The organism is Cupriavidus lacunae (assembly GCF_003353055.1).
Lineage (GTDB): Bacteria > Pseudomonadota > Gammaproteobacteria > Burkholderiales > Burkholderiaceae > Cupriavidus > Cupriavidus lacunae.
Map to the genome: position 1 here is coordinate 1 of NZ_QKWJ01000061.1, position 13,427 is coordinate 13,427.

A 13,427-nucleotide genomic window follows, 5' to 3' on the forward strand; every position below is an offset into this window, starting at 1 on the left:
CTGACGATCAACGGGCACGAAACGACTCATCTATGGGCTCACTCAGCGAACAGTGAATTTATCAACGCTCAACCCGTCCCGCCGGACGACTGGAGATCCCCGAAAATCCGACAATCTCCTAGGCAGAGGCTTTATTGCTTATAACCATCAGATCTACAAACGGGAAAGCATATAACCAAAAAGCTTATGATAGCAATTTGCCCGGATCTTGGTCAGACCCCATGCCGGTGGCCGACCTGGATCTGACCGACGCCGCGCTGCAGGCTGATTTGGCCGAGCTGCGCGGGCGCTTTCCCGAAACCCGCGCGCTGTACCGAGAGGTCTGCGGCCTGCTGTTCTTCCGCTACGGCGTCACACCCACGGCCAACAAGCTCTACAGCCTGGTGCGCAAGGGCAGCATGGGCACGCCCGCCGAGGTGCTGCAGGCGTTCTGGCAGGAGCTGCGCGGCCGTACGCGCGTGACCATCGACCATCCGGACCTGCCGGACCCCCTCAAGCAGATCGCCGCCGAGGCGGTCCAGACCATCTGGCAGTCGGCCAACGAAGCGGCCACCGCCGAACTGGCGACGCTGCGCGCGGAAGCCCGGCACGCCGCGAGCGAAGCGGAAGCCGAGCGCGATGCGGCTCGCGTGGAGACGGCCGCCGCGCGCGAGGATGCGGCGGCCATTGCCGCCCAGCTGGCGGAAGCGCGGCAGGCGCACGACACGGTGCAGGCAGACCTGGCCACGGAGCGACAGGCGCACGCCGCCACGCAGGCCCGGCTCGAGGCGGGGCGGACGGAACTCGAAACGGGCCGGCGCCAGCTGGACGCCTTGCGAACCCAATTCTCGGCGGAGCTGGAGCGAGCGCGCGAGGCGGTGACGCTGGCGCAGGATCGCGCCGAAGCCAGCGAGCGACGCAGCTTGCGCGAACTCGACCAGGAGCGCACCGTGCGCCAGAAGAGCGAGCGCACGGCCGAAGGCCTGCGCGCCGAACTGGCGGCGGCACGCAGCGAAGCGCGCGATGCGGCCGTGGCGCAGGCGGAGGGCCGCGCCAAGCTCGAAGCGCAGGCCGCGGCGCTGGCCGATCGGCTCGCGGTAGCCGAGCAGGCGCAACGCAAGGCGGCGGGCGACCTGGAGGCCGTGCAGGCGGAACTCGCCGCGGCACTGCGCCGGGCCGAGCGCGGCGAAGCGGAAGCGGCGCTCGCGCGCCAGCTGCTGGCCACCTTGCGCGTCGCGCCGCGCGAACGCGACGGGGGGCGGCGGCGCAAGGTCGGAAGTTCGGCAGCCACTGCGCAGGAAGAGACTGCGCAGGAAGACCAGGGGGAAGTGCGGGGCAACGAGCAGGAGGCGGCGGCGCTGCCTGGCAATCAGGACGATGGCAACGACAGCAGTGACGGCAGCGATGACAGCAAAAACTGAGTGGGCGGACGCGATCCGCTCATCCAGTCTCTCTATTACGCCGAGCCCGAGGACGTCGAATACGACGAGTCGGCAGAAAGGTCCCGAAGTCGTACGGCGTTGATTGGGCGCGAGAATTCGTAAGGAAGGCTTGGCGCAGGCGAGAAGCGAACGACACGCGAGAGACAAGGTCTCACCGTCCATGGGATAAGGGAGCGTCTGCACCTGCAGTGACTTCAATGAAGGAGAACGAATTGGCCCCAGAGCAAGTGGTTGAACCCGTTGTCGCGAGCAATGCGACGGACGGACTTGGTCAGATGGAGCTTCCCATCGCTGAGGCGATGCGCGACGCGGATCCCGTCATTGGTGAAGCCAGTGATGCATGCGACGGTAGTGGCAGCGTTGACACTCAGGTCCGACGCTTGGACTTCTGGTCGACAAGCCGGGATAGCGGCCCGACGGCGACCGTGTCATATCGGCGCCGGCGGCCTTACGCAGCCCCGGACGCTTCAACGGAAGACGTGGCACCGGAAGAATCGATGGAAGCCGCCGCCTCGGAAGCGTTGACTGAATCTGACGCGCCGGAAGCGCCCATTGAAGTCATGCCCTCGGAAGCGACCACTGAAGCCGTGGCCGAAGCTCCGGTTGAAGTCCTGGCCACGGACGAACCGATGGAAGCTGCCGCCCAGGACGAACTGACCGAAACGGCCGCCCCGGTAGCACCGCTTTACGCCCCAGCCCCGGAAGCTGCGCCGGAAGAGACGCGGGCCCCGAAGCGCGGTCGGAAGCCGAAAGCGCTCACCGAAACTGCCGCTCCGGAAGCTGCGCCGGAAGAGAGGCGGACCCCAAAGCGCGGTCGGAAGCCAAAAATCCTAGCTGAAGTTGCCGCTCCGGAAGTCACGACTCAAGAGACCCCAACCCGGAAGCGCGGGCCGAAGCAGATAACACTGCCTGAAGTGGAGGCTGCCCCGGAAGCGCCGACTCAGAAGCCGCAAACCCGGAAGCCGCGACAGGAGCAAAAAGCGCCTACCGCAACCCAAAGCCCGTCCCAATCCTCACTGCTCGCTCAACTGGCATCTGTCAATGCGCAACTTGAGCAGTTGCGAGCCACGGAAGTGCCAAAGGTCGTGGAGGAGATTCGGCAGTGGATGCAGGAGTACGACCTCAGCATTGAGGACATTGCGGGCAAGCCCAGTGTTGAGCCCGCTGCCCGCGCTGTTCCGACCAAGACGAAGGCCGCGCCGCCTCCGAGGTACCGCAACCCCAAGACGGGCCAGACCTGGTCGGGGCGCGGTCGGGCACCCGCGTGNGGGGTGATCGTACTTTCCGTGCATTTTCTGGCGTTCTGCCCCGGAAAATCTCGATCTATCAAGGACTTACAAGTACACCAATCGGGCGAGACTCATTGCACCGAAATGCCTTGCTGCAGGCGGATGCGCGCCCTGTAGCCGCCATTTTTTACATGAAAAGGAGGGTTGACCGCTATTCGCAAATATCTGAAGCTTCAGATATTCACGAATAGCGTCCGACCCTCAAAAGTACGATCACCCCTTCTACGAATCCCTGTCGGGTTCGATGCAAGCTCAGGGTCGCTTGCTGGTGCTCGTCCTTGAGCGGGACAAAGCACATGCTGGGACGAGTCACTGCCTCGCAGATGGCTGCCGCGTCCGCTGCAACTGACATCGGCCACATAGCGGCATTGCCGGCCAGGCGCCTTTGTCCCGACTCGAGCGCCGAGAAACAACGTCTTCACGCGTCACATCTAGTCCAAGAGGAGCGACAGGCCGAGGCCGGCACGGCGCCACAGCCACGGGCTCGGGCGGTAGCGCATGTCGCCCGTCAGGCGTTCGAGATTGCGCAGCACTTCAAGGACGAGCTGGGGCCCGACGGCGTCGCCCAGGGCTAGCGGGCCCTTCGGATAGCCGAGGCCGAGGTTGACGGCAAGGTCAATGTCGGACGGCGTGGCGATGCGCTGCTGGGCAATGTCGCTGGCGATGTTGACGATGGAGCAGACGATGCGCTGGGCGACGAAGCCTGCCGAGTCGCGGATCACCGTAACGGGCACGCCGTCGCTGGCAAAGAGACCGTGGGCGGCGTCGCGGGCGTCGGCGGAGGTGACCGGGGTCGTCATGATCGTGCGGCGCTTCGTGGCCTCGAAGGGCATCAGCGTGTCGATGGCGACAGTGCGCGTGGCGTCCAGGCCTTCCTGCAGCGCGCAGGTGGTGGCGTCGAGGCCGAGCGGGGTGACGATAATCAGCGCGTCGGGGGAGGGCAGTGCGCCGGTCTCCGGCGTGACGCCGAGCTTCGTCAGCAGGTTGGCGACGAGCGCGTAGCCGTGCTCGCAGCTGCGGCTGACCCAGACGCTCTTCGGGCTAGCGTCGGGCGCCGGGGCGCCAGGCGTCGGGCGCGTCTTCTGGCCGTCAGGGTAAGTGTAGAAGCCGGCGCCGGCTTTGCGGCCGACCAGCCCGCCTACCGCGCGGATCGCAGTGATCGGCGACGGCCGGTAGCGCGGCTCCTGGTAGAACTGGTTGTAGATCGACTCCATCACCGGGTGCGACACGTCCAGCCCCGTCAGGTCCATTAGTTCGAACGGCCCCATGCGGAAGCCAACCTGTTCGCGCATGATGTCGTCGATGTCGGCGAACTCGGCCACGCCTTCCTGGGCGACCTTCAGGCCCTCGATGTTCATGCCGCGGCCGGCGTGGTTGACAATGAAGCCCGGCATGTCCTTGCAACGCACCGGCGTATGGCCCATGCGGCGCGACAGTGCCATCAGCGCGTCGCCCACGGCGCGGTCGCCGGAAATGCCGTCGATCACCTCGACGACCTTCATCAGCGGCACCGGGTTGAAGAAGTGGTAGCCGGCGACGCGGCCCGGATGCTTCGCACCGACCGCGATGGCGGTGATCGACAGCGACGAGGTGTTCGACGCGATGATCGCGTCTTCCCGCAGAATGGCTTCGAGCTTGGCGAGCAGGTCGCGCTTCACGTCGAGCCGCTCGACGATGGCCTCCACCACGGCGTCGCAGGGCGCTAGGTCTTCCAGCTTGCCGCACGGCTTCACGCGCGCCAGCGTGGCGGCGGCGTCATCGGCGCTGACCTTGCCCTTGGCGGACAGTCTCTCCAGCGTGTCCCGCAGGGACTGGCGCGCGGCCTCGACGGCCTGCGGGTTCGCGTCGTAAAGGTTGACGGTCAGGCCCGCCTGCGCGGCAATCTGTGCGATGCCGCGGCCCATGGCGCCGGTGCCGACGATGCCGATAGTCTGTATGTCGGGGCGAGGGGCCTGCATCACAACTCCCGCCCTGCAACCGCGTCTCGGTTTGCTGCTACGCGTGCCCGCCGCGCGGGAGCGTAGGGCTCCTGTCCGAGCGCCTCGTAGAGTGCCTGCGTGACGCGGAAATGCTGGGCGAGGCCGGTCCGTTCGAGCAGCGAGATCGGTCCTTCCGGGTAGCCCAGGCCTAGGCAGAGGGTTTTGTCGAGGTCGTCGGCGCTGGCCAGCTTCTCGTCCAGCCGGATCAGGGCCGCGTTGAAGTAGGGGCGGATCAGCCTGTCGACGATGCGGCCGGGGAAGTCGTTGCACACCGCCACGACCAGCCCGGCGGCCTCGAATGCAGCCCTCGCGCCTGCCAGCGCCGCGGCATCCGTGCCGGGCTGCCGGACGAGTTCCACCAGCGGGCTGGGGTCGCCGTCGCCGAGCCGGAAGCGGGCGAAGCCGACCACGTTGGAGCCCTCCAGCCCGCGGCGCTCGCCGGTGTGGGTGCCCAGGCACTCGGTATCCAGTTCGATGGCGACGAACGTCAGCGAGGCGTGGCCGTCGCCGTTGCGGTATGCCTCACCGGCGTCGGCTCCCAGATAGAACCGTCCTTCGCCCTGCGCGGCGGCCTGGTCGAGGAACGGGTGGGGTGAGGGAAAGGAGCCGCTTTCGCTGGCTTGAACGATTTCGTAGGGCATGTCAGGCTCCAAACATCCGGGTATCGCCATAGGCATGGAAACCCTGTCCGGTTTTCTTGCCGAGGCGGTTGGCGGCGATCATGCGCCGCACGAGCGGCGGGCAGGCGGCGCGGGGTTCGTGGGTCAGTCCGTGCATGGCCTCGCAGAGCAGCTTCTGCGTGTCCATGCCGACGAGGTCGAGCAGTTCCAGCGGTCCCATCGGATAGCCCAGCGCGGTCTTGATCGCAATGTCGATGTCGGCGGGCTCCGCCACGCCTTGCTCCACCAGCCGGATGGCGTCGTTGTTGAAGGGAATCAGGAAGTAGTTGAGGATGAAGCCGGGGGTATCCTGTGTGGCGACGGGCTTCTGCCCCATCGCTTCGGCGAACGCCCACGCCGTGCGGAAGGTCTCCTCCGACGTCGCCAGCCCCGGCGACATCTCGATCAGCTTCATCAACTGTGCCGGGAGGCAGAAGTGCATGCCGACGAAGCGGTCCGGCCGGCCGGAGCCGCCGGCGATCTCGGTGATCGAGATGGTCGATGTGTTCGACGCGAAGATCGTGCTTTCCGGGCAGATCTCGTTTAGCTTGCCAAACAGGTCATGCTTGACCGACAGGTCCTCGAAGACCGCCTCGATGACGATGTCGCAGCCGGCTAGGCCGGCCAGGTCCGTGGTGCCCTCCCAGCGGGCGAGGGCGGCCGCGGCGGCGCCGGCCGGCAGCTTGCCGCGCTCCTCGGACTTCTTCAGGAACGCCTCGGTCTGGGTTCGGGCACGGTCCAGCGCCCCCTGCCGCGTGTCGAACACGATGGTCCGGAAGCCCGCGCGGGCGGCAACGATGGCGATGCCTGCGCCCATGGTGCCGGCGCCAGCGACGCCGACGGTTTGAATGGTTGTCACGTCCAATCTCCTATTTCCTCAGGAAGCTGCGGCCGATGAGCTGGCGATGCACCTGGTTGGTCCCTTCCCAGATTTGGGTAATCTTGGCGTCGCGCATGAGCCGCTCGACGCGATAGTCGTTGCAGTAGCCGTATCCGCCGAAGAGCTGCACGGCGTCGGTGGTGATGCGCATGGCGGCGTCGGAGGCGCGCTGCTTGAGCAGCGACGCCTCGATGCCGAAGTCCTTGTCGCCGGCATCCACCATCTCTCCTACGCGCCACAGCCATGACTCGCACAGCGCGAGTTCCGTCGCCAGGTCGGCCAGCATGAACTGGATGCCCTGGAATTCGAGGATCCGCCTGCCGGACTGGCGCCGCTCGTTGATGTAGTCGACCGCATCCTCGAATGCGGCGCGCGCGATGCCGAGCGCGTGGGCCGCCACGCTGGGCCGCGAGCGGTTCAGCGAGCCGAACAGGATCTGCAGGCCCTCGCCGGGGTTGCCGATGAGGTTGGCGCGCGGCACGCGGCAGCCGTCGAACGCGAGGCTCGCGGTGCTCGACGCGCGCGTGCCCATCTTGTGCTCGGTGCCGAGCACGCGCAGTCCGTCCGTGCCCTTCTCCAGGATCAGCACCGAGATGGCGGCCTTGGGATCGGCGATCTCCGACCACTTGCCGAACACGAGGTAAAGGTTGGCCACGTCGCCATTGGTGATGAAGGTTTTCCCGCCCTGGATGACGATGTCGTCGCCGTCGGGCGTGAAGGTGGTGCGCATGCCCGTGGCATCCGATCCGGCGGACGGCTCGGTGATCGCCAGCGACGCCAGACCGCCTTCGGCTATGCGCGGCAGCAGCCGCTGCTTCTGTTCCTCGCTGCCGTACTCGATCAGCGGCTTGATGGCGTGGAAGTTCGTGGCCCAGATGATGCCGGTGGCGGCGCACGCCTTCGAGATCTCGCGCACGCAGGCGAGATAGCTGACGAAGGAAAGCTGCGCGCCGCCGTAGGCGTCGGGGATGAACATGGCGTTCAGCCCCAGTTCATTGATGGCCTTGATATTCTCCCAGGGGAAGGCGCCTGAGCGGTCGTACTCGCCCGAACGCGGTGCGATCTGTGCATGGCAAAGCTCCTTGACGCTGTCGAGGAGCATGCGTTCCTCGGACGATAGCGGCAGCCGCGCGTCCATCCGGTCCAGCATGTTCATGTCGTCCTCCGTAAGTGCCGTTACAGCGCCATGCCTTGGCCGCCGTCGATGTAGATCGTCTCGCCCGTCAGGAAGCGGCCGGGAAGCCGGAACAGCATGGCGGAGAGCCGTCCGATGTCCGCGGACTGCGCGGGGCCGCCGGTGGGAATGCGCTTCTTCAGGAATGCCTGCAGGGCGCCTTCGTTCATCTCCTCGCGGTTCAGGTCCGTCTCGATATAGCCGGGAGCGATGTTGACGACCTGGATGCCGTCGCGCGCCCATTCGACCGCCAGGCAGCGCGAGATCGCGCCCACGGCCGCCTTGGATGCGCAATAGGCGACGTTGCCGCGCACGCCGAGCTTGTCATAGAACGAGCCGATGTTGACGATCAGCGCTGAGCCGGCCTCGCGCAGGTAGGGGTAGGCCACCTGGCTGGCCAGCAGCAGGGAAGCGGCGTTCGTCTGCATCACGCGGTCGAAGTCGGCGATGGGAAAGCTGGCGGACGGCCCCTGCAGGTGGATGCCGGCGTTGTTGACGAGCCCGACGACCTGCAGCCCGAACAACGCCGGCACGGCGGCGAACGCGGCCTGGACCGAGGCCGCGTCGGTGATGTCGCAGCGCAGGGCGGTCAGCCGCGCCCGCGCCGCGGTATCGAGCCCGCCGGCGTCGGGCAGTTCGCCCGATCGCGAGAGGCACGCCACGTGCAGCCCGGCGCGCGCTAGTTCCAGGGAAATCGACGCGCCGATGCCCCGGCTGCCTCCGGTCACCACGACTGTGCCTTGCTTGAACTCAGGCATCCTTGAACTCCGGTGTGCGTTTCTCGATGAAGGCGCGCATGCCTTCGACGGCGTCTTCCGTCCGGTAGGCGAGCGTGGACAGGTCAGCCTCGATGTCGAGCCCGGCGCCAAGCGTGGTCTCCATGCCTCGCACGACGGCCTCGCGCGCGAACAGCGAGGCGCAGCGGCTGTATCCGGTGAATTCTGCCAGGAATGCCTTGCCGAGCTCGGCGGGGTCGCCGTCGGTGACGAGCCGATTCACGAGCCCCCACCGCTCGGCCTCGGCGGCTTCCACAGTGCGCCCCGACATCACCATTTCCAACGCGCGGGCCTCGCCTACCAAGCGGGGGAGACGCTGCGTGCCGCCGTAGCCGGGAATCAGCCCTAGCTTGATCTCGGGCAGACCCATGCGCGCCTGCGCCGTGGCTATCCGGAAGGTGCAGGCCATCGCCAGCTCAAGGCCGCCGCCGAAGGCATATCCGTGGATTACCGCTACGGAGGTGATGGGCAGCTTCGCCAACTTGTCGAAGGTGCGCTGGCCAAGCTGTGCACCGAGGCGCTGGTCCATCAGGCTGCGGTCCATGAGTTCCTTGATGTCGGCGCCGGCACAGAAGGCCTTCGGCCCCGCGCCGGTGACGACTAGGCCGCGCGCGTCGGAAGCGCGCACCTTGTCGAGCGCATACGACAGCGCCTCAATCATCGTGAACTGGAGGGCATTGCGTGCCTCCGGACGGCTGAGCGTCAGAATGGCCCACGGGCCGTCGAACTTGATATCGATCGACATGGTTACGCTCCCACGGTGGCCCGCGCCTTGTAGCGGACGGGCATCGGTTGCAGGTCGCCGCGCCGGGTCATGTCGACCAGGTCGCGCTTCAGGATCTTGCCGCTGGCCGTGAGCGGGAAGCGGTCCAGCGACAGGAAGTACTCGGGCATGTCGTACTTCGACAGGCCGCTTCCGGCCAAGTGGGCCAGTATGTCGTCGGCCGCAAGCGACTGGCCGCTGCGCACCACCACCGACAGGCAGACCTTCTCGCCCAGGCGGTCGTCCTGCACCGGATAGGCGGCGGCGCGCTCCACCAGCGGGTGCTGCATGGCGAGTTCCTCGATGCGTGCCGGATGAATGTTGTGGCCGCCGCGGATGATCAGGTCCTTCTTGCGGCCGACGATCTGGATGCAGCCGTCGTCGTCCAGGACGCCGAGGTCGCCGCTCATGAACCAGCCATGCACGTTGAATGACGTCTCCGTGGCGACTTGGTTGCTGAAGTATCCGAGCATCAGCAGGCCGCCCCGGCCGCCGATCTCGCCGATCTCGCAGGGTTCCGCCTCGATGTCCGGGTTGTCCTGCTTCCAAAGCTGGACCTCGTAGCCGCGGCAGGCGCGGCCGCAGGTGGAGACGATGGTTTCCGGGGTGTCGGCGGGAATGGTGTAGTTGTGCGAGCCGTTCTCGGTCATGCCGTAGACGTTCTGCGGTGTGACGCCGAGGCTGACGAACTTCTGCGCCACGTCGCGCGGAATGGCGGAGCCGGCCATGTAGAACGTGCGCACGTCGCCGAGCGCCGTGAGGTTGCGGTCGCGCACGGCCTGGAGGATGTCCATCGCATGGGTGGGAACGCCCATCACATATGTCGCGCCGGTCTCGAGGATCCAGTCGAGGGCTTGCTTGCCGGCGCGCAGGTTGGTCATGACGAGTTCGGCGCCGGCCACCAACACCTGCTCCAACGCCACGGTGGCGATGTGGTGGCTCATCGGGCTCAGCGTCAGCAGGGTGGTGTCGGCGGAATGCCCCCAGTCCTCGACCAGCGCGCGGCCGTTGGCCAGCAGCGTGTTGTCGCTGTGCATGACGCCCTTCGGCAGGCCGGTGGTGCCCGACGTGAAGGCGAGGTAGACAATCTTGTCCGGATTTAGGTCCGGCGGCGACAGCGCTGCGGGCGGCTGGCGGTCCGGGAATGCGCGCGCGCCCCGGGGCGGGGAAGCGGAAGGATCGCCGGCCTGGGCGGGCAGGGCGAACGTCGCGGCCAGAGTGGGAACGTCGGCGGCGCGCGCAAACACCGAGCGGTTGTCCGCGTCCGCGCCGTAGCCCGGCATGCCGAACAGCGCACGGCACTGGATGCGGTTCAGCAGCGTGCAGATCTCGTCCACGGTGTAGTTCTGGTGCAGCGATGGGCAGCAGACATAGCCGTTGCGCGAACAGGCCAGGAAGATGATCGTCGCCTGCACCACGTTCGGCAGCCAGATGGCGACACGGTCGCCCGGCTTCACTCCCTGCCGGTGCAGCGCCTCGGCCACGCTGTCCACCCAGTCGACCACCTCGCGCCAGGTGAGCCGCATGTCGGCATCGCGCAGCGCGCAGGACGTCGGCCGTTCCCGCGCGTGGCGGCGTGCCAGCGTGTAGAGCGTCTCCTGCTGCCAGACTGCCGACAGGTAGTAGTCCCGCGCGTGCTGTGGATTGTGGAGCGTCAGGATGTTCTGCATGATGGTCACCGGGGTTTCAGTGGCCGAACCGGGACGGGTCCGGCTTGCGGCGTTCTGCAAAGGCGGCGGCGAGTTCGTCGTGCTCGTCGGAGTTCAGGTAGCCGCGCAGCAGCAGGTCGTGGGCCATGCGCGACAGGCCGCTGACGCCCCCGTGGCGCGCGTTGAACGCGCTCTTCAGCGAGGCCAGCGCGAAGGCGCCGCGCTCGGCCACTTCTAGCGCGTACTCGCGGGTGGCCGCGGCGAGCTGGTCATCAGGCACCACGCGGTTGACGAGCCCGATTTCCAGCGCTTCGCGCGCCGTGATCTTCGGGTTGCGGTACCAGATGTCCTTGGCGCGCTTCTTTCCGACGAGATCTTCCAGATACCAGGTGCCATAGCCGGCGTCGAAGCTGCCCACCATCGGGCCGACTTGGCGGAAGATGGCGGATTCCTTGGCGATGGTCAGGTCGCAGACCACCTGCAGCACGTTGCCGCCGCCCACGGCAAAGCCGTTGACGGAGGCGATCACCGGCTTCTGCAGGCGGTCGATGCTTTCGTACATCTCCAGCGTCGGCAGCACGCCGGCATAGAGCGTGGTGTCGGGCATCCCGTCCTTGCGTCCGCCTGTGCAGAAGAACTTTTCGCCCGCGCCGGTGATGACGACCACGCGCGTGCGCGTCTCGCGGCGGATCTCGTTGATGCAGTCGCGGATCTCGTGGCACATCGTCTCGGTGAACATGTTGCCGTCGTGCGGACGGTTCAGCGTGATGGTGCCGATGGGGCCGTCCTCTTTGTAGAGAATTTCGGTGTAGGGCATGGTGTCTCCTGATCAGATGATTTCCGAGTCGATGAGGCCCGCGATGCAAGTTGCGGACATGGAAAGTTCTTTCGTAAGAATGCGTTCGGTATCCTGGCCCAGGGTCGGAGGCGGCGTTCTCAGTACGGTGCTGCTGCCGTCGAAGCGGATGCCGAGACCGACCTGCGGCACGAGGCCGGCAGCGCCCTGGGTGGCGAAGAACATGCCGTCCTCGCGCAGGGGAATGTCGGCGGTCAACTGGTCGATGCTGTTGATGGGACCGGCGGGGATGCGGTGCGTGGCGAATAGGGTCAGCCAGTGCTCGCGCGGCTGCGCCGCCAGCAGTGTCGCGATAGCCTGCACGATCGACTCGCGCGCCTCGCGCCGCTTTGCATTGGTTTCGAAGCCGGTCTGCTGCCCGTACTCTGGACGGCCCACGGCGGTCCAGAAGCGCCGCCAGATGGCGTCGTTGCCGAGTCCGAGCGTGATGGGGAAGTCGGCGGTGTCGAAGACCTGGTAGATGGCGATCACAGAGTCGGTGCCGCCGGAGCGGTTCGGTGGCTCGTCCGAGCCAAGGTAAGGAACGATCCGGGGCGACATGAAGCGCGCCATCGTGGCGACCATCGAGATGTCGACCTGTCGGCCCACGCCTGTGCGCGCGCGCTCTAACAGGGCAGCCAGCGTGGCCATGGCGATGTCCTGGCCAGCGAGCAGGTCGGCGGCGGGCGTGCCCACCTTCTGGGGAGGGCGATCCGCTTCGCCCGTCAGGTGCATCACGCCGGAGTAGCCCTCGGCGATGAGGTCGTAGCACGGTTGGTCGGCTCGCTCGCCCTGGAGGCCGAAACCCGTCACCGACACGTGGATCAGCCGGGGATTGATGGTCTTCAGCGTTTCATGGTCAAGGCCGAGCTTTTCCTGCACGCGCCGGGTCGTGTTGAGCACCACCACGTCGGCGCCACGCACCAGGTCGTGGGCCAGGTGCTGGCCTTCGGGGCGCGAAAGATCAATGGTGATGCTCTGCTTGTTCCTGTTCATGCTCAGGAACCACAGCGACTCGCCGTCGAGGAAGGGAGGGCCCCAACTGCGCGTGTCGTCGCCGCCCTGGCGCTTCTCCACCTTGATGACCTCGGCGCCGAGGTCGGCGAGCAGGAGGGTGCCGTAGGGGCCGGCCACCGAAGTAGTGAAGTCGAGCACGCGGATGCCCTGCAAGCAGGAGAGGCCACTACCGGGCGCCTGGAAGGGAAGTGTCTTCAGTGTGTTCATTTCGGGTCGGGGTCCATGCGGGTGTGTCTCTTACTGCAAGGTATGTGCCAATGGCCGACACGGACACTGTTGCAGGCGCTGCCGGTCTTCCGCGATTGCCGGAAACGCTTATGTGGCAGGCCTTTGCGGCGATGCGCGCGCAGCGCGAGGCTTGCGAAGCCGACGGCAGGAACCGGCGTGGGACTGTAGTCGCCCTGTCGTTGGCGGCGCGCGAGACGGCAAACTTGTAGTCGGCGAGGACACCCAACGGCGAGGGCGCGCCGCATGGATGCGGCGGGCAGGCAATGGAAGGCGCGGAAAAAGGGGCTTTCGCGTGCGGCCGCGGCAGGCCGGGGAACGCGCAACTATTGATACTTCCGAAATTCACGACACGTTTGGCACTGGCGCGGCAGGGCCCGAAGGACCGACGACCGGCTCTCCGCGCCGCGGGAGGGGTTGGGGGAGAGGGCCAGCGCCAGCGCTCGCGGGCAACCACAGACTTTCACTCCGTGGACACGCCGGCCCTCTCCCGCGCGCCCCTCCCACTGGCGCGGGACACCGCGCCACCGCGCCTACCTCGGATCCAGCTAGTCCCGCAGCATCGTGGCCGCCAGCCTCGCGAGCGGCAGAAGCCAGCAGAAGCGACACCCCCACGACTGCTGGGGGGGGATGTCATATGGGGTTGCTTTTGACTTTGCCTTTACAAGACTGCGCTGACGTTGACGTTGTTCTCGCACGGTGCACAAGCCCGCAGCCCTGGTTGCTGCACAGGCCTGCCCTTTCCGCCTTCTGGAGCGCT

The 13,427-nt window shown here is 66.7% G+C and carries 10 protein-coding genes and 2 pseudogenes; 2 read left to right on the forward strand and 10 right to left on the reverse strand.

The genetic code is table 11. The features are described 5' to 3' along the window. Positions 1-221: 221 nt before the first annotated feature. Both DN412_RS30955 and DN412_RS30960 read left to right on the forward strand, forming a co-directional pair. Positions 222-1,400, forward strand: a complete 1,179-nt coding sequence (locus DN412_RS30955) for a DNA-binding protein (protein ID WP_115215061.1) — start codon at positions 222-224, stop codon at positions 1,398-1,400. A 218-nt stretch (positions 1,401-1,618) separates the two neighbouring features. Further along, positions 1,619-2,686 (forward strand): annotated as a pseudogene (locus DN412_RS30960) (H-NS histone family protein); the annotation flags it as partial. A gap of 244 nt (positions 2,687-2,930) precedes the next feature. Here the strand turns inward: DN412_RS30960 and DN412_RS30965 are convergent. The 10 genes and pseudogenes from DN412_RS30965 to DN412_RS31010 form a co-directional block, all read right to left on the reverse strand. Continuing rightward, a pseudogene (locus DN412_RS30965) lies at positions 2,931-3,053 on the reverse strand (IS110 family transposase); the annotation flags it as partial. Between the two features lie 88 nt (positions 3,054-3,141). Next, positions 3,142-4,668, reverse strand: a complete 1,527-nt coding sequence (locus DN412_RS30970) for a 3-hydroxyacyl-CoA dehydrogenase (protein ID WP_115215062.1) — start codon at positions 4,666-4,668, stop codon at positions 3,142-3,144. Continuing rightward, complete coding sequence (locus tag DN412_RS30975; RefSeq protein WP_115215063.1) at positions 4,668-5,330, reverse strand: 3-hydroxyacyl-CoA dehydrogenase family protein; 663 nt, start codon at positions 5,328-5,330, stop codon at positions 4,668-4,670. Before DN412_RS30975 ends, DN412_RS30970 begins: the two co-directional genes overlap by 1 nt. A 1-nt stretch (position 5,331) precedes the next feature. Continuing rightward, the gene (locus tag DN412_RS30980) at positions 5,332-6,207 is read right to left on the reverse strand and encodes a 3-hydroxyacyl-CoA dehydrogenase family protein (protein ID WP_115215097.1); all 876 of its coding nucleotides are present in this window, start codon (positions 6,205-6,207) and stop codon (positions 5,332-5,334) included. Positions 6,208-6,217: 10 nt separating this feature from the next. Continuing rightward, positions 6,218-7,384, reverse strand: coding sequence for an acyl-CoA dehydrogenase family protein (locus DN412_RS30985; protein WP_115215064.1), 1,167 nt, complete (start codon positions 7,382-7,384; stop codon positions 6,218-6,220). Positions 7,385-7,404: 20 nt separating this feature from the next. Beyond that, on the reverse strand, positions 7,405-8,160 hold the full coding sequence (locus tag DN412_RS30990; RefSeq protein WP_115215065.1) for an SDR family NAD(P)-dependent oxidoreductase: 756 nt from the start codon (positions 8,158-8,160) through the stop codon (positions 7,405-7,407). After that, entirely contained in the window at positions 8,153-8,923 is a 771-nt protein-coding gene (locus DN412_RS30995) for an enoyl-CoA hydratase/isomerase family protein (RefSeq protein ID WP_115215066.1), read from the reverse strand. Before DN412_RS30995 ends, DN412_RS30990 begins: the two co-directional genes overlap by 8 nt. Before the next feature lie 2 nt (positions 8,924-8,925). After that, positions 8,926-10,611, reverse strand: a complete 1,686-nt coding sequence (locus tag DN412_RS31000; protein ID WP_115215098.1) for a class I adenylate-forming enzyme family protein — start codon at positions 10,609-10,611, stop codon at positions 8,926-8,928. Positions 10,612-10,627: 16 nt separating this feature from the next. After that, on the reverse strand, positions 10,628-11,407 hold the full coding sequence (locus DN412_RS31005) for an enoyl-CoA hydratase-related protein (RefSeq protein ID WP_115215067.1): 780 nt from the start codon (positions 11,405-11,407) through the stop codon (positions 10,628-10,630). 12 nt (positions 11,408-11,419) lie between these two features. Continuing rightward, entirely contained in the window at positions 11,420-12,649 is a 1,230-nt protein-coding gene (locus DN412_RS31010) for a CaiB/BaiF CoA transferase family protein (protein WP_115215068.1), read from the reverse strand. Between the last annotated feature and the right edge of the window lie 778 nt (positions 12,650-13,427).